The organism is Glycomyces terrestris (assembly GCF_003933745.1).
Lineage (GTDB): Bacteria > Actinomycetota > Actinomycetes > Mycobacteriales > Micromonosporaceae > Glycomyces > Glycomyces terrestris.
In genome coordinates this window covers 443,070-468,888 of sequence record NZ_RSEB01000002.1, presented here as the reverse complement: position 1 = coordinate 468,888, position 25,819 = coordinate 443,070, and the positions used below count along the sequence as shown (strand labels likewise).

The following is a 25,819-nucleotide window of genomic DNA, read 5'->3' as shown; positions in this document are numbered from 1 at the left end:
CGGCCAGAAGCCGCTTCGCGATTCGTACCTCGAGTACAGCAGCCGGCGGCCGCGGGATCGAGGCAGAGAACCGGCGGGACAGCGGCAGGAATCGCGCCGGAGCGCCGGCGGCGGCCGTTCATGCGCGGCTCGCGCGTTACAGTCGCCGCCATGGCAGCGAAGCAGGTCGAGAGGTTCGGCAACGGCGTCCCCTACGTCCCCGCCGGCGGATGGGCGAAGTGCCTCGCCTGGCTGATCGACGCCGCGGTGTTCGTGCTCGGGCTGCTCGCCGGCGCCGCGGCGCTGGCGGCGGTCGACGCTTCCCGGGGCCTCGACGGCGCGGTGATCGCGCTGGCCATGATCGCCTGGTGGCTCGTCCTGCCGCTGCTGTACGGGCTGTGCCTGCGCAACGGCCGCGCGCTCGGCGCGCTGTGGACCGGCACCCGCCTGGTGCGGGTGAGCGACGGCGGCAGGATCGGCGCGAAGGGCCCCTGGGCCATGTTCGTGCGGCTGATCCTGCTGCCCGCCGCGATCATCGGCGCGCTCACCGGCGGCGGTCTCTCGGACGGCACCCTCCAGCGGACCAGCATAGACATCGCGCGCACCCGCCGACTGCACGCCCAGGGCCACCCGCTGCCGCCCCGCTGAGCCGCGACCGGGTCGCCGCGCGCGACGGTGCGCTACCGGCTCATGACCTTCTCGAGCCTGAAGAAGCCCTCGTCTTCGACGGCGGGGCCCTGGCGCAGATCGGCGGCCGGGGCGTGCGGATCGGCGTGGCGCTCGTTGAAGAACTCGACGATGTGGAACCCGCACTTGTTGACGTAGAAGTGGAGGTTGCGCCGCTCGAAGGCGGGCGTGCCGAGTTCCCAGACCGCGGTCTGCGGGTAGCGGGCCTCGATCGCGTTCCACGCCGCCAGGCCGAGGCCCCGGCCGCGGTGATCGGAGGCGATGTAGAACAGCGCCAGCGAATTGCGATGCGTGCGGGAGTCGATGTGCAGCACGGCCCCGCCGACCCGTGCCCCGTCGAGCAGCAGGTGGTACACGGCCGCTCCGGGCGACTGGAACGCCTGCTGCACGTCCGCGTCGGACGGGATCGGGCCGTCGTCGCCATCGATGCCGTACTCGGCGGCCGCTTCAGTGAACGCCTGCTGCAACGCGTTCTGGAAGGCCGGCAGGTCGGAAGCGGCCGCGAGTGCGAGCGTGATGTCGAGATCGCCGGTCATGGCGGTGTCCTTTCATGTAGCGGTCTGGGCCGCTGAGCCGAAGCGCCCGCTCCGGCTCAGCGGCCTTCCCCGTTGCGCCGAGCCCCAGGCTCAGCGCACGAACTTGGCGACGCCGGTGGCCCAGTGCATGAGGTGTTCGAGCGGGCCGCGCTTGAAGAAGCGGGACCACAGGAACGCGAAGGCGACGGCCGCCAGGCAGAACCAGGCCCAGGCCCGCAGCTCGGGGACCACGCTGGTCGCCGACTGCGGCGGGACCAGGCCGATGCCCCACAGGTGGGCGACGTACAGGGTCAGGGACATCGCGCCGACCGCCGTGATCGGCGTCAAGAGCTTGCGGGCCGGCGCGGAGCGGTCGAGCAGGGCCACGCAGGCGGTGATGACGAGCATCGCGATGCCGATGTTGCCGGTCAGCTCGAACATGGTGCCCGAGTGCGGGGAGGACTCGAGCAGGAACCGCAGCATGTCCGGCGACCACGGGCTCACGCCGTCGGGGACCATCGCCCCGGATGAGCCCGGCGAGGAAGACATGTCCGAGCCGGAGCTCCAGCTGCCCGACCCGGCCATCGCCGGGCCCGCGGCGAACACGACGTCGCGCAGTACCCAGGAGAACCCGTACCCGAACGCGGCCAGGCCGGCGCCGACCCAGGCCAGGCGGAACCGGATGCGCCTGGCGGACAGGTCGAGCTTGCCGATCGCCATGCCCGCGAAGATGTAGGCGAGCCACGGGAAGGCCGGGTAGAACCCGGTGAACAGCAGCGAGACGATGCCGTCGGCGCCTGCGCGGGCGAGCGGGTCGAGCGCGTCGACCGCGCTGATCCAGCCGGGTCGGGCCATGGTGAACCAGTAGAAGACCACCGAGCCGACGGCGGCGACAGCGGCCGAGAGGATCGCGAGGGTGCGCGTTCCGCAGCGGATGAACGGCAGCGCCAGCAGGAAGTACAGGCCGTAGAAGGCGAGGATGATGATGTCGACGCCCATGGCCGCCGTCAGGGCCGAGCCGAGGGCGATCAGCAGGAGCGAGCGGATGACGATCCTGACGATCCGCCGGCGGCGTTCGAGAGCGGGCCGGGGCCGGCGTCCGCCGGCGAGGAGCACCAGCGAGAGGCCGGCGAGGACCGCGAAGAGCGCCGCGGAGCGGCCGTGCGGGATCTCCATGATCGCGTTGACGACCGGGTTGTCGAAATGGCGCCGGGGGCCCACGTGCGAGTAGAACATGCCGAAGACGGCGAGCGCGCGGGCCAGGTCGAGCCCGAGGACCCGGCCGAGCGAGGCGGAGCCGCGCTCGGGCTTCGGCTCCAGCGGCGGAGCGTCGCGGCCGTCGCGGACCAGCCGCAAGGTCGGTTCGTCTCGCAAGGAGTTCGTGTCAGTCATAGGGCCAGCTTGCGGCGGTGGCCACGCCGTCTCATCCGGCGAGCGGCCACCGCCCCGCCCCCGGAGGCGGGAACCGTCCCGCCTCGTGGGGGCAACCCGGCCGCCGACTGGCCGATCAGCCCCCGCCGACTGGCGGAAGTCGACGTTCGGGAGCCGCGAACTGCGCGCGGCGGGGCCGCGGCGTGCTAGGAATCAACCCGTGGCACCGACAAGCGAGGAGCGGCCGTGATCCGGGTGTTGATCGTCGACGACGAGGCGCTGATCCGCAGCGGCTTCGAACTCATCCTCGACGCCGCGCCCGACATCGAGGTGGTCGGCGCGGTCACCGGCTCGCGCGCGGTGGCCGAGGCCCAGCGGCTGCGCCCTGACATCGTCCTGCTCGACATCCGCATGCCCGACGTCGACGGCCTCACGGTGCTGCGCCGGCTCCGGGCCCTGTCCTCGCCGCCGACGGTCGCGATGCTCACCACGTTCGACAACGACGAGTACGTGGCGACCGCGCTGCGCGAGGGCGCGGCCGGGTTCCTCCTCAAGGACACCCGCCCGGCGCAGCTCGCGCTCCAGGTCCGCACGCTCGCCGCCGACGGCGTGGTCCTGTCCCCGAAGGTCACCGCGACCGTCGTCGACGGCTACCTCACGGCCCGCCGGCGCCCCGCCGGCGCCGACGCCGTCGACGCCTTGAGCGACCGGGAGCGGGCCGTTCTCGTGCTCCTCGCCGAAGGCATGTCCAACACCGACATCGCGGCCCGGCTGTACCTCAGCGTCGGCACCGTCAAGGACCACGTCTCGGCGATCCTCACCAAGCTCCGCGTCGCCAACCGCGTCCAGGCGGCGCTCGTGGCCCAGCGGGCCGGGCTCCTCGACGACGACGACGGCGGGCGGCGGTGAACGCCGCCTCGGCCCGGCTGCGGGCCTGGCGGCACTCCGGATCGCGCTGGCCCGCCGTGGCCGCCGACGCGGGACTCGTGGCCGTGGCGGCGGCCGACCTGTGGTTCAACCACCTGCCCGTCGAAGCGTGGTGGGACCACGTCGTGCTCGCCGTCGGGGTCCTCGCGCTGATGCTGCGCCGCCGGCACCCGCTCGCGGTCTTCGCGGCCACGTTGCCGATGCCGTTGCTCATGGGCCAGTCGGCGGCGTCGCTGATCGCGCTGTTCACCGTCGCGTGCGCGACGCGGAACCGGTGGCTGCTCACCGGCTGCGCCCTGGTGTACGCGCTGTTCTCGATAACCACGTGGTGGGGGGACGGCTCGCTCCGGTTCGACTCGTCCTGGCTGGTGTGGGGGGCCTACGCCCTGGCGCCCGCCGGCGCGGCGGTGTTCCTCGGCCAGCTGGTCCAGACCAAGCGGGAGCTGTCGCGGCGGCTCGAGGAGATCAGCGAGGTCCGCGAGCACGAGCAGGCCCTGGCGGCCCAGAAGGTCCTGGCCCAGGAGCGCGCGCACCTGGCGCGGGAGATGCACGACGTCGTCTCGCACCAGGTGAGCCTGATCGCGGTGCGGGCCGGGGCGCTCCAGGTGAGCACCCGGGAGCCGATCGCGCAGGACGCCGCCGACACGATCCAGACGCTCGCCGCACGCACCTTGGACGAGCTGCGGCACATGGTCGGGGTGCTGCGGGCCGGCGGCGGCGGGGAGGTCGGCCTGGCCCCGCAGCCGACGCTTGCGGGGCTGGGCGAACTCGTGCGCGGCGCCGGCGTCGAGGCCGAGCTGCACACCGGGCCGCTGCCGGACCTGAGCCCTCCGGTGCAGCGGGCGATCTACCGCACCGTGCAGGAGGCGCTGACCAACGCCCGCAAGCACGCCCCCGGCGCGGCGGTGCGCGTCCGGGTGGCGGAGGAGGACGGCGCGGTCCTGGCGGAGGTCATGAACACGCCGCCCACCCGCGCGGTCGTGCCGCTGCCGAGCGCGAAACACGGCCTCATCGGCCTCGAACAGCGCGCGGAGCTGCTGCGAGGAACCTTCGAAGCGGCCCCGACGGCCGATGGAGGCTGGCGGGTCGCCTTGCGCGTGCCCTCGAACTGACGCTGCCGCGAATGCGAAGCGTGCGGATAGTCGTTCTGCGCCGACCCGCTCCCCCGGCGCACCGCTGCGCCCCACGGAGCTCAGGGCGACTACAGACTGAAACTTCCGAAGAAGATTCCGAAAGTTTCCCGAAACTTATTGACGTTGCTCGATGCGGTGCGCATACTTCTCAAATCGACATTCTTCGATGCAACTTGGAGGACTCATGTCTGAGGCACAGCCCCGGAAGGAACCCGCGACCCCGTTCAGCCGCAGGGGACTCCTGCTCGGCGGCGGGGCGCTCGCCCTCGGCGCGGCGTCGGCGCTCGCCTTGCCGGGCACCGCGAACGCGCAGACGCTGACGCAGAACGCGACCGGCATGCACAACGGCTACTACTACTCCTTCTGGACCGACAGCCAGGGCCGGGCCTCGATGACCCTCGGCTCGGGCGGGAACTACAGCTCCCAGTGGAACGGCGCCAACAACTGGGTCGGCGGCAAGGGCTGGGCCAACGGCGGCCGCCGCACCGTCAACTACAACGGCTGGGTCAACCACGGCAGCAACGGCTACCTGGCCCTCTACGGCTGGACGTCGAACCCGCTGGTCGAGTACTACATCGTCGAATCGCACGGCCCGTACAACCCCAGCAGCGGCGCCTCGCACCGCGGCACCGCCTACATCAACGGCAGCAACTACACCCTCGGGCACTCCATGCGCTACAACGCGCCTTCGGTGGAGGGCACCAAGACGTTCGCGCAGTACTGGAGCGTCCGGCAGAACCTCCGCAGCAGCGGCACCATCGACACCGGCGCCCACTTCGACGCCTGGGCCCGCGCCGGCATGAACCTCGGCGCGTTCAGCTACTACATGATCATGGCGACCGAGGGCTACCAGTCCACCGGCAGCTCCAACATCACCGTCAGCTGACCCCAGTGGAGGGAGGCGCGCCGCGCGCCTCCCTCTCCATGCCTCGGGTCGGGCGTTCGAGATCTGCGCTGACCAGCGGATGCCCGGAGCCCGCCCGGTCTCCGCCCGGCCGGCGACGATCAGTGCGCGGGCGTGTGGTCGGTGCCATCGCGGAGCTTCCGGTCCGGCAGGAAGAGCGCTAGCGCGGTGCCGACGAGGATCACCGGGACGAGTCCGAGGAAGATCGGGAGCAGCGCGTCGGCGTAGGCGTCGATCACCTGATCGCGCAAGGCGTCCGGGAGCGAGCGGACGATCGCGGGGGTGATCGACTCGGCGCCGGCGCCGCCGAAGTCCGTGCCGATCCCCGCCAGGCCGTCGGTGAGCCGGTTGGTGAAGATCGCCCCGACGACCGCGACGCCGACGGTCGCGCCGATCTCGCGGAAGAAGTTGTTCGACGACGTGGCCGTGCCGACCTCCGACTGCGGGAACGCGTTCTGCACCGCCAGCACCAGGTTCTGCATGACCAGGCCCATGCCGGCACCCAGCAGCGCGATGTAGGCGCACAGGAGCGCCACCGGAGATGCAGGGTCGAGTGTGGACATGAGCCAGATGCCGACCGGCATGACCAACATGCCCGCGATCACGAACCCCTTGTACCGCCCGAGTTTCGACACGAGTGCGCCCGATGTCGTCGCCGTGAGCATCATGCCGGCGACCATGGGGATGAGCAGCAGCCCCGACTCGGTGGCCGAGTACCCGTACACCATCTGGAGGTAGGTCGGCATGTAGCTGATGACGGCGAACATGCCCAGGCCGATGGCGATCATGCCGATGAGCGTCGCGATGGAGAAGACCGGATTCTTGAGCATCCGCAGCGGGATGAGCGGCTCGGCGGCGCGGCGCTCCACGACGCCGAACAGCAGCGCGGACACGAGCGAGACCGCGCCCAGCCACAGGATCGTCGGCGAGGTCCACTCGTACTCGGTGCCGCCCCAGGTGCACACCAGGATCAGGCTGGTGACGGCGGCGGCCATGAGCGCGGTGCCGAGGTAGTCAAACGTGATCTTGACCTGCTTGCGCGGCAGTCGGATCGCGAGCGCGCTGATGGCGAGCGCGGCGGCCCCGAGCGGCAGGTTGATCCAGAACGCCCAGCGCCAGTCCGCGTTGTCGGTGATCCAGCCGCCCAGCAGCGGGCCGGCGACGGCGGCGAGGCCGAACACGGCGCCCATGGGGCCCATGAACTTCGCGCGCTGGCGGACGGGGACGAGGTCGGCGATGATGGCCTGCGACATGATCATGAGCCCGCCGCCGCCGAGGCCCTGGAGGGCGCGGAAGGCGATGAGCTGCGGCATGTCCTGCGCGAACCCGGCGAGGCCGGAGCCGGCGACGAAGACCGCGAGGGCGGCGAGGAAGAGCCGGCGGCGGCCGAGGAGGTCGCCGAGCCTGCCGTACACGGGCATGCCGATGGTCGCGGCGAGGATGTACGCGGTGGTCACCCAGGCCATGTGGGACAGGCCGTCGAGCTCGCCGACGATGGTCGGCAGCGCGGTGGAGACGATGGTCTGGTCGAGTGCGGAGAGCAGCATCGTGACCATGAGGGCGGCGTAGATCCACCCGAAGTGCGACGGCAGCTTGGAGCGCTCGGCGGTCGGCCCGACCGGTTCGTCGAGGATGTCAGCGGTCATGGCGGACTCCGAGCGCGGGAAGGATGACGGCGTCGATGTAGGCGGTCAGGTACTCCTCGTCCGGGAGCTCGCCGACGATCATGGGGCGCACGACGACGGGCGCCAGGAGCAGTTCGTGGACGAAGCGGCGCCCCGGTGGGTCGGGGTCGATCTCGCCGCGCGCGATCGCGCGGTCGATGACGGCCTCCACGGCCAGCTCTACGGGCTCGGCGATGACCTCGCGGACGGCCGCGGCGAGATCGTCGTCGGACCGGCCGGCGTTGTGGATGCCGGCCATCAGATCGTGGTCGGCGGGCGCCGTGCGCGACATCGGCCCCACCCCGGCGAGGAGGTCGCCGCGGAGCGACCCGGTGTCGACCGTCTCGAGCGGGTGCGGCTTCAGATGCCGGATCGACTCGACGACGAGGCGCGGCTTCCCGTTCCAGCGGCGGTACAGGGTCGCCGTGCTGGTGCGGGCCTCCGCCGCGATCTGCTGCATGGTGACCTTCTCGTAGCCGTGCTCGCTGACGAGCTTCACGACCGCTCCGAAGATCTCGGACTCGCGCTCGGGCGAGAGCCGTGAGCGTCCCTCCACCGGCCGCCTCCTATCGAAACGAAGTGTTTTCGTTTCAATATATCCGGCGAGCCGGCGACCGACAACCGAGGCCGGGAAGCGGAGGCGCGTCACGGCGAGGGCGGCGCTGGGAGTCCGACGTTGAACACGGCCGGCGCACGACTCCTCGGCCGGGTGCGACGGGGGCCGGCCCTCGCCTGACCGGTCCCCGTCGCACCGGATCATCCTCCCGCGCCGAGTCGGACTGCCAGGAACTCCTCGCGCTGCTGGATGACCGACGTGAGCGACTCCGCGGATTCCGCCACGTCGGCAGCGCCGTTGAGGTCGGCCGCCGCCGCGGCGGTGTCGACCGCTTCCAGCGCCGCGCCACTGGCGTAGAGCCGCTCGAACAGATCGGCGTAGGCCTCCATGTAGACCTCTTGAAACACGTCGGAGTCGAGGAAGCGCTGCTTGAACTCCCCTGCGCCGGACGACATGCCGCCCATGCCCTCGGGCATCGCACCGCCCTCGGGGATCTCCATGCCGTCCGGCGCTTCCATGCCTTCGGGCATCTCCATGCCCTCGGGAAGCTCGCCCATTCCGCCTCCGCCGCCCATGATGGACGCGGACTCGTCGGGGGCGAGTTCGGCGCTCGTCAGCGCCAGGTCGAGGTCCCAGGTGATCACCGAGAGCAGCCCGGTGTCGTAGTCGTACCAGAGGTAGTAGTTGCCGCCGGGGCCCGACATGTCGTCGCCGTTTGCGATGAGGTTCTGGAGCGCGGCGTAGTTCGCGAAGGACTCGACGTCGACCCATTCGGCGAGCTCGGCGTCGAACGCCGCGTCGTCGGCCGCGTCCAGCCATTCCAGGAAGTCGATGATCGGCTGCATGTCGGCCGAGCCCTCCATGGTGACCTGCTTGAAGTCGTCCTCGTATTCACCGGGGTCCTGGCCCTGGTACGCGAACCGGCCCCCCGCCCGTCCCTTGTAGAGCACGCCCTCGCTCGGGCCGTACTCCTCCTCGGCCCAGGTCACGTCCATGGCGTCGACGACCCGGCGGGTCACCGCCTCGGAACCGTTGACCGAGACCTTCGAGTAGGTCCAGTCGTAGCTCGGTTCGCCGCCGGCCTCGACCAGCTCCAGCGCGACGGCCTCGGTCAGGGTCGAGCCGCCCGCGCCGGAGTCGACGCGCAGGGTGATCTGCTGGTTGCCCTGGTAGACCTGTCCGTCGATGTACTTGGAGAAGTCGACCAGCCACGGCAGCGACTCGGGGTCGTCAAAGCTCAGGGCGCCGCCCGTGCCACCGAGACCGCCGCCGCGTTCGGGCATCTCCATGTCCTCGGGCAGCTCGCCGCCACCGGGGAACTCCATGCCTTCGGGCAGCTCGCCGCCGCCGGGGAACTCCATGCCTTCAGGCATTTCCATGCCTTCGGGCAGCTCCCTGCCGCCCATGGCGCCCTCGCCGCCCCCGCCGAGACTCGCGAGCGTCGAGTTGCCCTTCAGCCGGATGCCGACGTCGTCGACGGTGACGCCGTCGATGGTGATGTCGGCCTTGATCCACGTCTTCTCACCGGAGTCCTGGAAGGTCGCGATCATCTGCTGATAGTCGTCCTCGCTGTACTCGAGGCCGATCTCGTGCGCCACCGAGGTGTCGAACAGGTCCACGGTGTTCTGCACGTCGGCGGTGATCACGAACCCCTCGTTGGCGTCGGAGGTCACCACCGCGCTGACGCGGATCGTGCCGACCGCCAGGACCAGGACCGCGACGAGGCCGATCGCGCCGGCGACGAGCTTCCAGTAGTGCCGCACGCTGACCGGGAGCCGGTGCCGGAGTGCCTTGGCGCCCACGGCTACAGATCCGTCTGGTCGTAGCCGGTCAGCACCGTCGCCTGCTGGCCCTGCGTCACGTCGCGCAGAGCGGCGAGCAGGTCGGCGGGCCTCTTCCCGGACTTGAGCTTGACGGTGAACGTCATCTCCGTCAACGCCCCGCCCCTGATCGTCTCCATGCTCACCTGCTCGAACTCGTCGGTGAAGCGGATCAGGACGTCGTCGACGTCGCCGGACAGGTCCTCGTGCGCCGGCACCTGCACCTTGACGACCTGGCGCTCGACGCTGTGCGCGAACCAGTTGAAGCGGTGCATGATGAGCAGCACCAGGCAGATCACGGCCGTCGCGATGACCGCCAGCAGGTAGAACCGGGTGCCGCAGGCCATGCCCACGCCCATGACCAGGAAGATGTACCCGACATCGCGGGTCTCCTTGAGCGCGTTGCGGAACCGGATGATCGACAGCGCGCCGACCAGGGCGAACGCGCGGGCGACGTTGGAGCCGACGATCAGCATGATCATCGCGATGATCATGCCCATGACGATCAGGGTCTGCACATAGGACTGGCTGTAGGAGACGTTGCGGTGAGTCCGTCGGTACACCAGCGAGATGACGCAGCTGAGTACGAACGAGAGGCTCAGCGAGATCGCGATGTCGGCGACGCTGAACTCGCCGGAGAGGTCGGTGAAGTCGGTCAGGAAATCCATTTGAGAGCGCTGCTTTCCGCAGGTCGAGGGCGAATGCCCGATCGGTTTATGAAGGCGGTCAACGAACGCCGGAGGCCGCGGGCGCGGCGCTCTCGGGCTCGGCGTGGACGGCGAAGTCGTCCTCGGTCGGGAGGTGGAACACCGAGCGCGGCGCCCGCCCGAACGCCTCGATGCTCTGGCAGTACTTCGAGACGCGCACGATGGCCATGCCCAGTCGCGCGGCCGTGTCGGTGACCCAGTACGGGACCCGCTCGTTGGCCTTGACCTCCACGACCGCCTTGTGCGGCGGGATGATGAGCCGGTTCTCGACCTCGGCGCCGAGATGGAAGTCGCGGTCGCGGCCCCGCACCCGGTGGTCGATCGTCACGCGCAGGCCCAGGTCGGCGTCGGAGCCGAGGTAGGCCTCGCGGTTGTAGGCGGTGATCGCGGTCGGACGCAGCCGGTGTCCCTCGACCAGGCCGAGGACCTCCTCGAGGAACGGTCGCTGCTCGGGCGTGTGGTCGATGAGCACGCGCTCGTCGCACAGCCGCCGGGCCTGGAGGTAGGGCGCCTTCACGCGCCGCTTCTGCGTGACGCGGTTGACCCGCTGCTTGATCTCGATGTACACCGGGGTGTCGTCGCGCAGCTCGTGCCGTTCGCCGTACGCGCGGATGCGGACCTTGCGGCGGAAGCGCAGGCCCTCGATCTTCTCCCAGTAGTAGCGCAGCGACGTCGAGTCGTAGTACAGGCTCGTGACGGGGTAGCCCCCGCGCACGGTGAACGGGTCGGCCTCCATGCGGGCGGCCAGCTCCTCGCGGAGCCTCGGGACCTGGTCGTACGGCAGCAGGTACTTGATCTCGAATCGGTTGAACGAGTGCAGCGCACTGGCGGTGCGGCGCAGGTGCGCTGCATCTCCTCCGCTGAGTCGGCTCATCGACGCTCCTTGCGTGCTCGGGAACGCTGACGAGTCAACCCAGTGAACATACTGATGAACTCAGGGTGAACTCAAAGTTGCCTCAGAGAAACACGCAGAAGCGAAGAATCGTGCAGAAGGAGCCGCCTCACCGGCGGCTCGGCGATGGATTCACTTCTCGGGCAGCAGGACCCGGAACGTCGCGCCGCCACCGGGCGTGGCGGACAGGCGCACGCAGCCGCCGTGGCTGGTGACGATGGCGGCCACGATCGACAGGCCCAGGCCCGAACCGCCCTCGTCGGCGGCCGCGGTGCGGGCCCGGCCGGGATCGAGGCGGACGAGGCGCTCGAAGACCGCCTCGGCGTGCTCGGCCCCGATGCCCGGGCCGGTGTCGGCGACCTCGACCACCGCGCACGGCAGCGTCGGCACCGCCCCGACCTGCGCCAGGCACGGCGGCCCGGTGCTGGAGCCGCGGCCGAGGCGCACCGCGATCCGGGCGTCGGCAGGGGTGTGGCGCAGCGCGTTGGTCACCAGGTTGGTGACCACCTGGCGCAGGCGCGGCTCGTCGCCGACGATGGCGACCGCTTCGAGGAGGTCCTCTGAACCGCCGTGCAGCGGCTCCAAGGAGATGAACCGGTCGCGTTCGCGCAGGTGGGCGTCGCCGATGACGTCGGCGCAGATGCCCAGGAGGTCGACCGGGCCCCGCTTTGAGGGGCGCTGCTCGTCGATGGCGGCCAGGAGCATCAGGTCCTCCAGCAGCATCCGCATCCGCTGCGACTCGGCTTCGATCCGTCCGATGGCCTCGTCCAGGACCGGTCCCGGCGGGGCGCCGCCGCGCTGGTAGAGCTGGGCGAAGCCGGTGATCGAAGTCAGCGGCGTGCGCAGCTCGTGGGAGGCGTCGGCGAGGAACTGGCGCAGCCGCTCCTCTGAGGCGGCGCGGTCGTCGAGCGCGGCCTGGATGCGCGCGAGCATCGTGTTCAGCGCCAAGCCGAGCCGGCCGGTCTCGGTGTGGGGATCGGCGTCGGCGACCCGCTCCTCGAGCCGGCCGCCGGCGATCTGGGTGGCGGTGGCCTCCATGCGGTCGAGCGGGCGCAGGCCGATTCCGACCACCCACAGCGCGCACACCGCGAGCAGCGCGAGCACGCCCAGGCTGACGCCGCCGCCGATGAGCAGCAGGTTCTCGGTGGCCGCCTCGACGTGCTCGGCCGACAGGGCGAGAGCGACGAATCCGCCGTCGTCACTGCGCCGCACCAGGATGCGCCAGTTGTTGCCGTCGGTGTCCTCGACCGTGTAAGGCACCGCTTCGGCCGCGTGAACGCTCAGGTCGCCCAAGCCGGTCAGGGCGGCGAAGTCGGCCTCCTCCCCGTCGCCGGCGGCGTGCACGAACTCGCCGTCGGCGTCGTAGACGTAGACACGGGGCACGTCGGGCATGCCGGGGGCCGAACTGTACGGCCCGCGGTCGCGGCTCTCGTCGGGCGGGACATCGGCGATCCCGTGCCCGTCGGCGATCTCGGCGGCACCGTGGAGCTGGTCGTCGATCCGGTCGGTCAGGACGCCTTCGAGCAGCGCGGTCGCGGCGAGGACGGCGACCGTGAGCGCCATGGCGCACAAGGTGACGGTGGTGACGGCCATGCGGGTGCGGACCGTCCAGTGCCGCCAGCGCCGCACCGCGGGTCTCACAAGTCGCCTCGGGGGAGCCGGAGCGCGTACCCGAAGCCGCGGACGGTGTGGATCAGGGGCGGGTCGAACAGGTCGATCTTCTTGCGCAGGTAGTAGATGTAGGACTCGACGATGCGGCCGTTGCCGCCGAAGTCGTAGGACCACACGCGGTCGAGGATCTGGTCCTTGCTGACGACCTTGCCGGCGTTGACCATCAGATAGCGCAGGAGTTTGAACTCCGTCGGCGACAGGTCGACCGCCTTGCCCGCGCGGCGGACCTCGTGCACGGTCTCGTCCAGTTCGAGGTCGGCGAAGCGCAGCACCTCGGGCTCGGCCAGTGCCACGGCCGTGATCCGGCGCAGGATCGCCTGCACGCGCAGCACCACCTCTTCGAGGTCGAACGGCTTGGTCACGTAGTCGTCGCCGCCGACGGTCAGCCCGGTGATGCGGTCGCGCACCGAGTGGCGGGCCGTCAGGAACAGCACCGGCGTCTGGCGTCCCGCCGCCCGCAGCCGCTCCGCGACCGCGAAGCCGTCCATGTCCGGCAGCATCACGTCGAGGATCACCAGATCGGGTTCGAACTCGTCGGCGGCGTGCAGGCACGCGGCGCCGTCGCGCGCGACGTCGACCTCGAAGCCGGTCAGGCGCAGCGTGGCCGAAAGCAGCGCGCGGATGTTCTCCTCGTCGTCGACGACCAGGATCCGGTCCTTGCGCTCAGGTGAGACGCCCACCGAAGCCCTCCCTCACATCCGTTCGTGGGCGCCCGGCGCCGGCGAGGACGCTCACGATCTTCGAGCGCGCGGGCCGAGCTGAGGACGACCCCATGCCGCGCATCGTGCCCGCCGTCCCTGGGCGCGCGGTCAAACGAACCTCAAAGCGGGCTCGGAATCCGACTCCGAGTCGGCCTCGAGCGGGCTTCGAGCGGTCCGGGCGGCTTCGGCCGCGGGTTCGAGGCGCCCGAGGGCGTCAGTTGTCCGCGTTGGTCTACTGCCAAGGCCTCGCGCAGGGCGGTGCCGGCCAGCAGGGGCGCCGCCGGTAGACGTTCCGCCACAAGCACTTCCGCCCAGGTAGTTGTGATCTTGGTTGCGGCCGCGTAGCATCGACCCCAAGTGCCGTTGGATGACTCGGCTTGTCAGTCATCACCGAACTTCTTGGAGCTGACGATTCAATCTGCTAGGGCCTGATTCAGGTGACATGGTGCTCCCGCCAAGGGAGCAGTATGCCCTGGGGCATGTTCAGCAGAGGAGAATTCAATGGTCAGCGCAATCATCACCCTCGTCGCCACGATCGTCGGCGCGACCGCGGTCATCATCGGCCTCCAGTACGGACGCAAGATGAAGAAGCGCTAGGACGTTTCACACCGGGTGGCCTCCGGGCCACCTGGTAACAGTTCTCGGGTCGAGCGAGGTCGACCAGGAAGTTCCCTCGAGCGCTCCGCGCGTTCTGCGCGGGGCGAATCTGCATGTTGCACAGCGCTTCACGTGCCAAGGGCGCGGCTCCTTCCAACGAAGTCGAGCTCGCTCATGCGGCTGCTACATTGATGACGGTGACCTCCTCAAATGAAGGCGAAGCCGCCTCCGGCACCTCATCGGTGCGAGCACGCGCGAAGCGGCAGCGGGTGATCGTCATCGGCGGAGCGATCGCCGTCGCTGCGGTCCTGGCCGCGATCCTGGTGGCGGCTTGGGGGACGGCGACTCCGAACCAGCGCGTCGAGGACGCGGCCGCCGGGCTCGCGTACGAGCTCCCTCCGGACTGGGAGGAGCTCCCCGACTATGACCGCGCGGCACCGTACACGGCTGCCGCCGACAAGGGACTGCTCGGACCGTTCGTCGGCAGCTTCAGCCGCGAACTCGAGCCCGATCAGGAACTGAAGACGCTGGCCGAGTCGCTGGCTGTCGAGTTGCCCGGCCACATCCTCTCCCCCACAACGGAATTCACGATGCTGCGCTCGGAGAAGGCGGACCTGAACGGGCACGAGGCGTATGAAGTGGAGCTGGCAGCTGACGATCCAGCGCACGGTGAGGCCCACATCCGCCTGCTCGTCGTTGCGATCGAAGACGACCGCGCCGGCGTCCTGTACGGGTTCGAATACCTGGACGACCGTGACGATCGCAGTGACCTCGACGACATCTTCTCGAGCGTCGAGCGTCTCTGAGAACAGGCCTATTGGTCGGCGGACCATCAGTCCGCCGGCCGGATCGTGACCGGATTGGGAGACCGTCTGTGTCGCAACGCCAGAACGGCCTATATGTCGGCTTGCCTCACTAAGCAGCGATCGGGCCCGGTACCTCGGCGTGCCCGGCCCACCTCGTGGGAGCAGTCGACTGTGCGGCCTGGAACCGGGCCGGTGAGGCCGGGCACGATCGGCGCGGATCGCGAAACATTCGCGGCCGCGGGGGCGTTGCGCGGCATATGAGGACTCCGCACCCCCTCCGGCTCTCACTGCTCGACCGCGCCGTGATCGCCGAGGGCGAGACGCCCGCCGAGACCCTGCGCGACGTCGTCGCCAATGCCAAGCAGGCCGAGGAACTGGGCTTCCACCGCTACTGGGTGGCCGAGCACCATAGCGTGCCCGGCATCGCCGGTTCGGCGCCCACCGTCCTGGCGGCGGCCGTCGCCGCCGCGACCTCGCGGATCCGGGTCGGCACCGGCGGCGTCATGCTGCCCAACCACCGCCCGCTGGTGGTCGCCGAGCAGTTCGGCGTCCTCGAGTCGCTCTTCGAAGGCCGCATCGACATGGGCCTCGGACGCACCCTCGGCTTCGTCCCGGCTGTCCGAGCCGCGCTCGGCCACGACCTGGACGAGGCCGACCAGTTCGACGAGCTCCTCACCGAACTCCTCGGCTACTTCACCGGCGAGCAGAACGCTCACCCCGGCGTGCACGCCCGGCCCGGTGAAGGGCTGCGCCCCGACCCCTTCGTGCTCGCCGTGGGCTCTGGAGGCGAATACGCCGCCAGGCACGGAGTGGGCCTGGTCATCGCCCCGTCCAAGGGGCGCAAGGCGACTCGCGCCAAGATCGACGCCTACCGGCGCGACTTCCGGCCTTCCGCATGGCGGTCCGAGCCGTACGTCGTCGTGGCCCAGAGCATCGCCGTCGCCGAGACCCGCGAAGCGGCCGAGGACCTGCTCCTGCCCGAATTCTGGTCGACCGCGCTGTCCCGCACCAAGGGCGAGTTCCGGCCGCTGCGACCCGCTGCCGAGATCAGGGCGATCGAGAAGACCAGCCGCGAGTCCAAGCACCTCGAACAGGCGCTGGCGGGCGCGATGTACGGCACCGCCGACCAGGTGGCCCCGCGCCTGGCCGACCTGGTCGAGGCCACCGGCGCGGACGAACTCCTCATCGGCACTTCGTCCTACGACCGCAAGGCCCTCTTCGACTCCCACCGCCGCCTCGCCGAACTCGCCGGCCTCCCGCGCCCCTAGCGGTCGAGCGGGACGCGGCCGGCGGGGCGGTCGGGTTCGCGGTGGGGGCACGAGACGGGGACCTGAATCGCCCTGCCACTGCTGCACACTGAGGGCATGATCGAGAGGTTCAACAAGAAGCGGTCGCGTTGGTGGCGATGGGTGGCCGTCGGCGTTTTGCTGGTCATCGCCGCGGCCGTGGCCGGCACGTGGCGGCTGATCGATCCGTTGTCGCTCGACAACGACGCTGACCGGATCAGCGGAATCCAGGCGGTCTTCACCATCGGGTTCGGCCTCGGCGGCTTGGCCACACTCGCGCTGTTCGCCCGCAGGCAGTGGTTGCAGGAACTCGAGCATGAGCACGCGGTGCAGGTCGCCGCCGACGCCCGGCATGATGCCGAGCAGCGGCGGATCACCGAGCAGTACATCCAGGCGGTCGAGCAGCTCGGTCACGACAAGGCCCCGGTCCGGCTGGGCGGGCTGTACGGGCTCGACCGCTTGGGACGCGATCATCCCGGGCAGCGGGAGAAGATCGCCGAGGTCTGGTGCGCGTACCTCCGGCGCCGCTACTCCCCGCCCACCGACATCCTCACATGGTCCGATCCGCCGGCAGCAGACGAATCGGACCTGCCTGAGCCCCAGACACCGGCCGACATCGAGGCCGCCGAAGAACTCGAGGTGCGCTTGACGGCGCAGCGGTTGCTGACCGAACACCTCAAGGACCCGCGCCCGATCGACATGCGCAATGCTGCGCCCCCGGACGAGTCACCGGACTACTGGCATCTCAAAGAGGTCAACCTCGCCGGCGCCACACTCATCGACCTCGATTTCAGCCATTGCCGACTGCCCGCCCTGAAAATCTCGCGTGCTCGCATCTACCGCCATTGCTCGTTCAATGAGGCGCATTTCGACGGCACGGCTGAATTCATTCAGACACGCTTCCACGGCCGTACCCGTTTCGAACAGGTAGATTTCAACGGAAGCACCCTGTTCACTGACGCGCGATTCGACGACCGAGCCGAATTCAGCGAAGCCCACTTTAATGATTTCGCCTGGTTCTCCGGAGCGCGATTCAACTCCGAAACCTTTTTCGATCAGGCAAGTTTCAACCACAACGCCATGTTCAACGGAGCCGAGTTCGGCGACTTCGCAACCTTTTCCAACGCGCACTTCCATCTCGAAGCCATGTTTGGCCGAACAACGTTTGGAACCTCCACCAACTTTGCCGACACACTCTTCGAAGGAAGCGCCTGGTTCGAGCAGACTCGCTTTCCGGGTGACGCGCAGTGGACCGAGGCACGCTTCTACCACTTGGCCCGGTTCGTCCAAGCTCACTTCGACGAGCCCGCCACATTCAGCAAAGCAGCATTCCACGACCTTGCCGATTTCAGCGCCACCTGTTTTGGAATGGGCGCCGAGTTTGACGAAGTCCAGTTCCACGGGCCTGCTGACTTCAGCGATCTCCGATTCCACGACGACGCGACCTCACCGCAGATACAACTCGCGGGCGCAACAGTACTCCGCCAGATTTTCAGGGAAACCGCCCATATATGGCCCGAGGGCTGGGAAATCGTGCCCGATGGAGCCACATGGCGACTGACGTGGACCCGCTTACGTCGCGTCAGGGAACCCGCTCGCCATGATCGTCGCAAGCGCTTCGACGCCTTCCAACCCTTCTGTACTCGAGCTTCCAATCCCGCCATCACCTACATGGACGACACCTTCGTCGCTGATGTTTGGGTCTGCCCGGCCCACGGGTCGGCCGTCTACAAGCACGTACACGTACTCCGCCTCGGCCTGCCAGGACTCGGCGCCTTCGCTATTGAGGACGACATACACGACAGGCATGCCCTGCTGATAGCCGTAGTCGATGTATTCAACCCGCTCGGCAGTGACAAACGCGGCAGAAAGACTGGTGATGAAATAGAATCCGTCCTGCTCAACGCAAACGGTGGTCGCCTGATCTGGCCCCGCTTGCGTCGCAAGGCCGACACCACCATGGGTACCATCGCGACCGGTGCATTCGTCGTTCGAGCTGCCCTCCTCCTGGACGCCCACCCGAAACTCCAGTCGTACACCGTCTTCCACCCGCATCGCGGTGGTGCTGTCTTCGAATGACCCGTCCGAGCCACTGCACGCCGTGAGCAGGGTCGCGCACACAGCCCAGTCGCGGCCAAAGCTGAGCTCTTCATGTTGGTGTGTTCGCCTTCCGCGAGAGGGGAACACCTAGGATACGGCCGGGTTCCACGCACTCTCAGTCCACACAGGCAGAACAAACGACACACGGGCCTCGCCGTCGACGCCTACGCCTACGAGATCGACCCCTCGGAGGCGCACACCAAGGAGGCGATCGAGGTCGCCCCCGACGACGCAACTCATGACCAACGTTCCAGGGGGATCCTGGTCGATCTGGACCAACGAATGAGCAACGGAGACCAGTTGCGCCACCCAGCTTGATTGAGGGGCACCGCCATTGACCTGCGGTTTGTTAGCGGGGCGACAGGATTCGAACCTGCGACCCCTAACTTGCGAGAGCCCTATGTGAACAGGGAAAACTCACGGTCAGTTAGCCTCCGACCTGCGGAAATACGACTCGGAACCATACCGGCTCGTACCTGCGGGTACTTGAATCCCGGTCGCGCCTGACCAGCGCGAGACCAGCAAGGAGAGCCCGACCCGTGGGTTATTGCGAGAGGAGATTCACCAAGGATGGCCGTCGTCGGTGCCTCGCCATGTACCGCGATGCGGATGGAAATTGCCGGTCCGACGGCACCTACAGAACCCAGAAGGAAGCGGTCACCTAGTGGCGCGCCACCAAGGCGGGGATTCGCGAGGGCCGCGGGCACCCACCTCGTTCGAGGCCGCATCAGCTTCCGCGACTACGTCAAGCAACACTGGCTGCCGAACCTCACCGTCAAGTAAGCGGAGTCCTGAACCGGAACACCTCCACGTCCGTGGAGAGCAGGTCGTCTTGTTGTACTCGGCGTCCGGGTCGTCCGGAACACCTCCATGTCCGTGGAGAGCAGGGTATCTCCCTCAACCAGACCGGCACCGTCGACGGAACACCTCCACGTCCGTGGAGAGCAGATCAAGGCCCGAAGCGCATCCAGCTCGACGACCGGAACACCTCCACGTCCGTGGAGAGCAGCGGGTGCCGGTGCGCCCGCACTTCGCGCAGGTCGGAACACCTCCACGTCCGTGGAGGTGTTCCGGACACCGAGGAACTCCTCGCCGAGGCCGAGGCCTGATCTCCACGGACGTGGAGGTGTTCCGAGGGGCCGACCCGGCCCGGCCGCACCACCCCCCTGATCTCCACGGATGTGGAGGTGTTCCGTCGTGCTCCCGGTCCTCCCCGCATGGGCGGTGCTGATCTCCACGGACATGGAGGTGTTCCGTGGCACTTGCCGGGTATCTCGCGGTAGATGGGCTGATCTCCACGGACATGGAGGTGTTCCGGAGAAGGAGTTCGCGCCCGCCGATGGCGGCGTCTGATCTCCTCGGACGTGGAGGTGTTCCGTGTGGCTTAGGTCCGCGTCGATGGCGTCGTTCCGCTCTCCACACACAGGATTTCCGTCCGTGTTGGAGCCGCCATCATGTTGGCAGCCATGCCGAAGCGTCGCCGAGGCATCAACTCCATCTTGGACTATCGGAGCTAGCTCGCGGTCAAGAAATACTTCGATGAGACGGTGCACCTTGCACCTCCCCCTATGCGGCTTCGGGCGTAGTTTCCGCAGAATTAGGGCGAGCGCCTCGGTCGCCCGTTTCTGGGTGGCTTCGTAGAGGGCGATGGCGCTGGGGTCGGTGGCGCGGACCCAGGCGTTGGTGCCGTCGAGGTTCCACCAATGGCCGCGTACTTGACGGTCATGTCGAGGATCGGGGAGAGCGGGGTGACCTCGCGGTCGAGCCAGTGGCGGGACATCTCGGTGGCGGTCATGACCTTCGGGAGCGGGTGGGCCGGGAGCTCTGTCGGGGAAGGACGGCGGGTCATCGCGCGCCTCCCGCAGGTCCCTGGGTTGGCCCTTGGCCCCCGACTTGAAGGAGGTGCCCTGTCAAGAGGGCTGGCCGAGTTCGCCGCCGCGTTCATGGATCATCTGGGTCTCGCCGGGGTCTTCGAGCGCATGGACATCGCCGAGGACGAAAACGCCGCTGCCAGAATGCGCTACCCAGACGCGAGCGATCGGCTCTACCGTTCCTTCATGCTTCTCGTGCCCTCGCGCGAGCGGATGGAGTACGAGCCGGTCTACTGATCAACCGCGTCGCCGCCGGAGGCGACACCCGCCCTGGGACGTCCGCCGAAGTCTGCTGCGCCCTCCACGACGTCAGCCTCATCGCGCCCCTCCGGTCGGCCGCTTCAGGGCTGTACTTCCGGCTAGGTTGAGAAGAGTTCCTTGTGCGTTCGTGGGGCAGGGGGCAAGGGGAGCGCCAGGGTAAGGCAGCGGATAGGCCCGAGCGCGTGAGCGCTCGGGCCTATTCGGGTTGCTGTGGTCGGTCAGACGGTGACAGGCCTACTCCCAGTTGCTGAGGCAGCTGTAGACGGAGTAGCCCCAGCTGCCGTTCCAGTAGACGCGGAGCCAGTAGAAGGTGGTCTGGCCGCAGGCCGTGTAGTCGTCGCCGGTGTCGACGGTGCACGAGGCCGGCACCCAGGTGTTGGCCGGGATGACGCCGAGGCTCGTGGAACCCGAGCTCGCGCTGGCCCGGTGGCTGACGTTGTCCGCGAACCGGGCCCGGCAGCTCTGCTGGGCGTCGACATCGGCCGATGCGGCCGAGACGCCGGCCGGCGCGGGTGCCGCTTGCAGTGTCTCGGCCGAGGCAGCGGCGGTCGAGGAGAGGGAGAAGACGACGGCGGCCGCGATGGTCGCCATTGCGAAGAAGATCTTCTTCATGTCATTGTCACCTTTGTTTCGGGATTGGTCATAGCTTGAACCGTTTGGAGTATAGAACGGCTGTGCCCGGCAAGCCTGTGCTCAGCAACCCTGTGCGCGGTCACCCACTGCTCAATAGTTGTTCCGCTCGGATTCGACCCGGTCGAGGATCAGCGGGCGCATGAGGGTGGAGGGCTCCATGGCCATGTGGGCCCGGTCGGGCGGGAAGACCGGGGCTCCTTCCACGAGTTCGCGTGTGAGAACTGGAACGGGCCGACTGAGATGTCGGGGCCAAGGTCGGGGACCCCGGTAAGAAAACCAAGCGCGACAAGGCCCTCGCGCAACGCAGGCAACGCCTCACCAGCACGCAAGCTAAAGAATCAAGCCAGCCCCGCGAGACCGGCCGCTTCGACGCTCGGTGGTCATCCCTCGGGCAGCGAGCCGATCTGATTCCTCAGCTCCTCTTACAAGTCGAGCGTGCGACGCCGGTCCGACATGATCATCGAGGCGAGCTTCTCCGGATCGAGGTAGAGGCGCCCGGCCACCTCGGCGAGGGTGGCGCCTGCTGCCGCCTGCTCGGTCCACAGCGCGCGGGCGACATGGTCGCCCAAGGCGCTGGCGAGGGCGAGAGCGGACTCCAGTTCGGCCTTGAGGGTTTCGATCGTCGCGAGCAAGCCCTTCACGGAGTCGGTCTTCCACACCGGCGGCAACCCGGCCCTGACGATGACGGTCAGCTCGGTGAGCACGGCGCGAATGCGATCGGGCTCGGCTTCCTCCAGCAGCACGCTCAGTTGATCGACCAGGTCGTAATCGCGGATGAACTCGCCGGCCGGGGTGGTGACGATGTTGACCACGGGTGCTTCCTTGTCGTCGCTCCAGTCGTAGACGCGGGCGACGATCTCCTGGTCGCGGTCGAGCAGGACCAGGTGGCTCAGGGCGTCGGTCAGCACTTCCATGGTCTCGGCGCCGGGGTGGTGTTCGGCCACGTACTGGTCGGCCTCGGCGCGCGTGTCGAAGGAGTACTCCATGCGGGCACGCTAGGGCCGCAGAATGCCGGTGTCAACCGCCAGTTCGAGCCGTGCCCGGCCGAAGGGCTCGGCGTCGGTCAGGTCGACATCCAGTTCCCGAGCTCACCGGGGCGTCCGCGGAGCGGACTAGACGCTCCGGTTTCCTTTCAACCGGGCCCGCCCTCGCGGGCGGGCCCGGTCGCCTCCTAGGCGATCGCGTAGGAGCGGATCGTCTCGTGGGAGACGGTGTTCCCGTCCTCGTCGGCGGCGGTGAACCGGACCGACGCGAAGGCGGCGTCGTCAGGGAGCGCCAGCGAGGCGGTCGCGGTGTTGCCGTCGCGGTCGAGGGGGACGGGGGTCCAGGTCGCGCCGTCGTCGAAGGAGACCTCGAAGGTCATTGCGGCGCACTCCTGCTCGTCGGCGCCGGGCTGCTGGGCGAACTCGAGGACGACGTCCTGGACGGTGCCGCCCTCGGCGGCGCCGTTCACGATGCCCGAGGCCGCGAATTCGACCACCGACACCGGCAGGACCGGGTTGCCCGCCGGGTCGTAGTCGAACGTCCAGGCGGCCTCGGAGTGCGTGCCCAGCGGCGTCCACGGCGCGTTCCGGTCGGCCGACGCGGTGATGGTCAGCTCCCCCGCCTCGACCCGGCCCGGGTCGAGGCCGAGCCCGATCTCGGAGTTCTGCGCGATCACCTGGCCGTCTTGCACCAGGGAGATCTTCCCGGGCAGGTACTCGCTGTGGATGCCCTCGCCGCCTGCGGAGGAGGAGAACATCCACGGCCCGAAGTACAAGACGCCCAACTCGTCCCAGCGCACGAACGTCGCCGGGGGCCAGTCCTGGCCGATGTTGTCGATCCCCACCGACAGCGGCGCGTTGTTCCACGCCATGTCCTGCACCGAGCCGGCGTCGAGGACGCCTGAGCGGTGGTGCACCAGGTCCCAGGCCGAGCCCGGACCGCCGTCGTACGGGAAGTACGCGCGGTGCTCCCACTCCACCTCCGGGTCGGCCGTGAAGAACTCGGTGCGCGAGGACGGCAGCGCCACCTCGCCGGTGGTGATGTACATGCCCGCGGGATAGTCCGGGTGCTCGGACAGCTCCTGCCGGTTGAAGACGCCCTCGGCGCCGAGCGCCTGGTAGTCCATGTCGATCCGGGCCAGGTTGCGGTCGCGCACCGGCGGGGTCAGGTCGCCGCGGAAGCCGCCTGTCCCGTGCCGGAACAGGTTGTAGCTGTAGGGGTCCGTGGTGCCTTCGGGGCTCGACAGGCCCTCGCGCAGCACATAGCCGACGTCGTCGGCGCTGGAGAGGCGGCCGGTCGGGACGGCGTACATGTCGCCGCCGGGCTGGGCCCACAGGCCGAGCCAGGCGCCGCCGCCCTCCTCGTGGTCGGGCCCGTAGCTGAAGACGTCGATCATGACGCTCTCGGTCTGCGCCTCGCGGTCGAGGTCGAAGCCGAGCGGCTTCGCCTTTGAGCCGTCGACCAGGATCTCGACCGGGTTCTCGCCCACCCGGATCTCCTGGACCGCCGAGACCACATCGGACTCAGCGTCCTCGGCGTCCTGGTACATCATCGTGACCAGGTGGTACCGGCCCGGCTCCAGCGACAGCTCGGCCGTCCCGTCCGCCGTGTACTCGGGTCCGCCGCCCAGGTCGGTGCCGACCCGCCTCCACGACACCTCGAACGCGGCGGGCGTGGACCCGTCGAGCCACTCGCCGGTCACGGTCACGTTCGGCTCGGCGTCGGTCTCGGTCTCGGACTCGAAGCCGTCGCCGGGCGCGTCCACGTTGAAGTCGGCGGCCTCGAGTTCGCCGGAGGCCACCTCGTCGATCGCGTCGACGGGGACCACGATTCGTTCGCCCGAGGCGTTCCTCCCGACGCTGAACGCCTCGCCCGCAGGGAGGTCCAGGGTCCCGTCGGCCGCAATCCCGACGGATTCGCCGGTCGGCAGTGCTACTTCGGCCGCCGGTTCCACGATCGCCTCGGGTTCCTCGGCCCCGGCCGCGGTCGCGGCCGGGACGGACACCAGTGCCGCCCCGGCGAGGACCGCCGCGGCGCCTATCAGTCGTACTCGCATGAACACTCCAAATTCGCATCGATCTGCCTGTCCACGTTCATAGGTGCGTGAAGCGGAACCGGGTTGCCCCCGACGCGGAGCCGGCACGGCCGCCCCATCCCGGCGATCACCTCCGCCCGCCTCATCCGCTGGGGCGCACCGTGAACAGGGGCCGGCCCGGGGCCGCGGCCCCGGGCCGGCCGGCGTCAGTCCTGTGCGTATGCGGCCGGGTCGTAGACCGGCGCGGGCAGCGAGAGCACCGTCTCGACGAGGTCGTCGAAGGTCGCCCCTTCGACGTGCCCCGCGTAGGCGGAGGTCAGTTCCACCGCCCAGCCCGCCGGGTCGTACAGCAAGACCCCGTACGAGTGCGAGTCGCCCACGCCGAAGGTCCGGGTCACGACCGTGCGCCCGGCGACCTCCATCTCCTCGCAGGTGTCGTCCTTGTCGGAGTGCCCGCAGGCCACCAGGTACGGCGCCCCGCCGGACCCTTCCGGCGCCAGCCCCGGCAGCCACCCGCCCGGCAGGAAGTACGTGACCGCCGCCGTCACCGGGATGTCCTCCTCGTCCTCGTACGGCAGCCGGTAGGTCCCGCTGAACGCGTGCACGACCTGGCCGCCTTCGTCGCCGCGCTGCGAGGGCCCGGACGAGAGCAGCTCGATCCCCGGGTGGTGTTCGCCGAGCGCGTTCGTGGCCGCGTCAAACGTCGCCGCCGCATCGCCGGCCGCCTCCGCCTCCCAGCCCTCGTCCCACGGCCAGCCGTCCGGCACGTCGAGCACGTCGCCGACCGGGGCGAGCGCGCTCGTGTCGTACTCGATCTGCGGCATCGCGAGCATCGCCTCGGTCAGGTCCGCGACGCTCAGCTCCCGTGCGGCGCCGTCGGGGCAGCCGAGGTCCCATGAGGACCGCAGGGCCGAGCCGTTCGGGTAGACGACCGCCGCGTCCAGGGCGCAGCCGTGGTCGGCGACCATGAGCGTGCGGCCGTCGTCGAGCTCCTCGGTCGAGAACTCGGGCGCCTCGCCGGTCCAGGACGGCTCGTCGGAGATCAGGTGCCGCGGGAACGCCTCCGTGCCGGTCGGGCCGGGCTCGGCGGTCCAGCCGCCGGGGGCGAGCGCGTTGATCTCGAAGACCGCCGGCGCGCCGTCCCCGGCGCCGGCGACGTAGCCGAGGAGGTGGACTTGCGCCTCAGTGGCCTCGGAGCTCCACGGGCCGAACTGGAGCGGCAGGTCCCGGTAGCCGAGTTCGGCCAGGGCCGCGTAGTAGCCCATGCCCTCGTCCATGCGGTCCTGGACCTCCTCGTCGGCGGGCCGCTCGTAGTCGAGCGCGTCCGCGTCGAGGAAGCCCCCGTCGACCGCGAGGTCGCCGAAGGCGGACCTGAGCGCCTCGTCGAGGGCGGGCTGGCGCTCGTCCCACACGTCCGGCGCCGGCCCCGGGTAGCCGGCCTGCGCCGGGTCGAAGCCGAGCGGGTCGCCCGGCGGGAACTCCTGGCGCCGCTCGGGCGCGTCGCCCAGGCCGAACACGCCGACCGAGAACGCCAGGACGGCGGCGACGGCCGCCACGCCCGCGGTCGCGGCTCCGCCGATGAGGGCGCGGTGGCGGCGGCGGGCGCGGTAGCCGCCGCGCAGGATCGAGTCGAGGTCGAGCGGCGCCTCGCGCGGCGTCGCGTCCGGGCGGGCCTGCCGCAGCAGCGCCCCGGTGTCGTCTTGCGGTTCCATGTCCTTC

The 25,819-nt window shown here is 69.4% G+C and carries 21 protein-coding genes; 8 read left to right on the top strand and 13 right to left on the bottom strand.

The genetic code is table 11. The features are described from left to right. Nucleotides 1-150: 150 nt before the first annotated feature. Entirely contained in the window at nt 151-627 is a 477-nt protein-coding gene (locus EIW28_RS07695; RefSeq protein ID WP_197717142.1) for an RDD family protein, read from the top strand. A 32-nt stretch (nt 628-659) separates the two neighbouring features. Here the strand turns inward: EIW28_RS07695 and EIW28_RS07690 are convergent, their stop codons facing one another. Together EIW28_RS07690 and EIW28_RS07685 are read right to left on the bottom strand one after the other, a co-directional pair. Continuing rightward, the gene (locus EIW28_RS07690; RefSeq protein ID WP_125247118.1) at nt 660-1,202 is read right to left on the bottom strand and encodes a GNAT family N-acetyltransferase; all 543 of its coding nucleotides are present in this window, start codon (nt 1,200-1,202) and stop codon (nt 660-662) included. A gap of 90 nt (nt 1,203-1,292) precedes the next feature. Next, on the bottom strand, nt 1,293-2,573 hold the full coding sequence (locus EIW28_RS07685) for a heparan-alpha-glucosaminide N-acetyltransferase domain-containing protein (RefSeq protein WP_125247117.1): 1,281 nt from the start codon (nt 2,571-2,573) through the stop codon (nt 1,293-1,295). 225 nt (nt 2,574-2,798) lie between these two features. Here EIW28_RS07685 and EIW28_RS07680 point away from each other — a divergent pair, with 225 nt between their 5' ends. From EIW28_RS07680 to EIW28_RS07670, 3 genes are all read left to right on the top strand, one after another. Continuing rightward, nucleotides 2,799-3,461, top strand: coding sequence for a response regulator (locus tag EIW28_RS07680; protein WP_125247116.1), 663 nt, complete (start codon nt 2,799-2,801; stop codon nt 3,459-3,461). Continuing rightward, nucleotides 3,458-4,591, top strand: a complete 1,134-nt coding sequence (locus tag EIW28_RS07675; protein ID WP_197717141.1) for a sensor histidine kinase — start codon at nt 3,458-3,460, stop codon at nt 4,589-4,591. Before EIW28_RS07680 ends, EIW28_RS07675 begins: the two co-directional genes overlap by 4 nt. A gap of 187 nt (nt 4,592-4,778) precedes the next feature. Continuing rightward, entirely contained in the window at nt 4,779-5,498 is a 720-nt protein-coding gene (locus tag EIW28_RS07670; RefSeq protein ID WP_125247115.1) for a glycoside hydrolase family 11 protein, read from the top strand. Between the two features lie 119 nt (nt 5,499-5,617). On the opposite strand, the gene EIW28_RS07665 is transcribed toward EIW28_RS07670, so the two are convergent. The 7 genes from EIW28_RS07665 to EIW28_RS07635 all read right to left on the bottom strand — a co-directional run bounded on the left by EIW28_RS07665 (nt 5,618) and on the right by EIW28_RS07635 (nt 13,506). Further along, nucleotides 5,618-7,162: an MDR family MFS transporter gene (locus tag EIW28_RS07665; RefSeq protein WP_125247114.1), complete on the bottom strand. Its 1,545-nt coding sequence runs from the start codon at nt 7,160-7,162 to the stop codon at nt 5,618-5,620. After that, entirely contained in the window at nt 7,152-7,736 is a 585-nt protein-coding gene (locus EIW28_RS07660; protein WP_158630317.1) for a TetR/AcrR family transcriptional regulator, read from the bottom strand. Before EIW28_RS07660 ends, EIW28_RS07665 begins: the two co-directional genes overlap by 11 nt. A 200-nt stretch (nt 7,737-7,936) precedes the next feature. Continuing rightward, the gene (locus EIW28_RS07655; RefSeq protein WP_125247112.1) at nt 7,937-9,538 is read right to left on the bottom strand and encodes a CotH kinase family protein; all 1,602 of its coding nucleotides are present in this window, start codon (nt 9,536-9,538) and stop codon (nt 7,937-7,939) included. A 2-nt stretch (nt 9,539-9,540) separates the two neighbouring features. Further along, the gene (locus EIW28_RS07650; RefSeq protein ID WP_125247111.1) at nt 9,541-10,224 is read right to left on the bottom strand and encodes a DUF4956 domain-containing protein; all 684 of its coding nucleotides are present in this window, start codon (nt 10,222-10,224) and stop codon (nt 9,541-9,543) included. Nucleotides 10,225-10,282: 58 nt separating this feature from the next. Beyond that, nucleotides 10,283-11,137 (bottom strand): polyphosphate polymerase domain-containing protein, encoded by an 855-nt coding sequence (locus tag EIW28_RS07645; RefSeq protein WP_125247110.1) that lies wholly within the window; start codon nt 11,135-11,137, stop codon nt 10,283-10,285. A gap of 150 nt (nt 11,138-11,287) precedes the next feature. Next, nucleotides 11,288-12,796 (bottom strand): sensor histidine kinase, encoded by a 1,509-nt coding sequence (locus EIW28_RS07640; RefSeq protein WP_197717140.1) that lies wholly within the window; start codon nt 12,794-12,796, stop codon nt 11,288-11,290. Beyond that, on the bottom strand, nt 12,793-13,506 hold the full coding sequence (locus EIW28_RS07635; RefSeq protein WP_125247109.1) for a response regulator transcription factor: 714 nt from the start codon (nt 13,504-13,506) through the stop codon (nt 12,793-12,795). The genes EIW28_RS07640 and EIW28_RS07635 overlap by 4 nt, the downstream gene beginning before the upstream one ends. 731 nt (nt 13,507-14,237) lie before the next feature. Here EIW28_RS07635 and EIW28_RS07630 point away from each other — a divergent pair. The 4 genes from EIW28_RS07630 to EIW28_RS07615 all read left to right on the top strand — a co-directional run bounded on the left by EIW28_RS07630 (nt 14,238) and on the right by EIW28_RS07615 (nt 20,424). Beyond that, nucleotides 14,238-14,930: a hypothetical protein gene (locus EIW28_RS07630; RefSeq protein ID WP_125247108.1), complete on the top strand. Its 693-nt coding sequence runs from the start codon at nt 14,238-14,240 to the stop codon at nt 14,928-14,930. 257 nt (nt 14,931-15,187) lie between these two features. Next, entirely contained in the window at nt 15,188-16,198 is a 1,011-nt protein-coding gene (locus EIW28_RS07625; protein WP_125247107.1) for an MsnO8 family LLM class oxidoreductase, read from the top strand. 96 nt (nt 16,199-16,294) lie between these two features. Beyond that, nucleotides 16,295-18,295, top strand: coding sequence for a pentapeptide repeat-containing protein (locus EIW28_RS07620; RefSeq protein ID WP_125247106.1), 2,001 nt, complete (start codon nt 16,295-16,297; stop codon nt 18,293-18,295). 1,724 nt (nt 18,296-20,019) lie between these two features. Continuing rightward, nucleotides 20,020-20,424 (top strand): hypothetical protein, encoded by a 405-nt coding sequence (locus EIW28_RS07615; RefSeq protein ID WP_125247105.1) that lies wholly within the window; start codon nt 20,020-20,022, stop codon nt 20,422-20,424. A gap of 258 nt (nt 20,425-20,682) precedes the next feature. On the opposite strand, the gene EIW28_RS07610 is transcribed toward EIW28_RS07615, so the two are convergent. The 4 genes from EIW28_RS07610 to EIW28_RS07595 form a co-directional block, all read right to left on the bottom strand. Further along, complete coding sequence (locus EIW28_RS07610; RefSeq protein WP_125247104.1) at nt 20,683-21,060, bottom strand: hypothetical protein; 378 nt, start codon at nt 21,058-21,060, stop codon at nt 20,683-20,685. Nucleotides 21,061-21,503: 443 nt separating this feature from the next. Continuing rightward, entirely contained in the window at nt 21,504-22,067 is a 564-nt protein-coding gene (locus EIW28_RS07605) for a hypothetical protein (protein WP_125247103.1), read from the bottom strand. Nucleotides 22,068-22,252: 185 nt separating this feature from the next. Next, nucleotides 22,253-24,121 (bottom strand): hypothetical protein, encoded by a 1,869-nt coding sequence (locus tag EIW28_RS07600; protein WP_125247102.1) that lies wholly within the window; start codon nt 24,119-24,121, stop codon nt 22,253-22,255. Between the two features lie 185 nt (nt 24,122-24,306). Further along, on the bottom strand, nt 24,307-25,812 hold the full coding sequence (locus tag EIW28_RS07595) for a hypothetical protein (protein WP_125247101.1): 1,506 nt from the start codon (nt 25,810-25,812) through the stop codon (nt 24,307-24,309). Between the last annotated feature and the right edge of the window lie 7 nt (nt 25,813-25,819).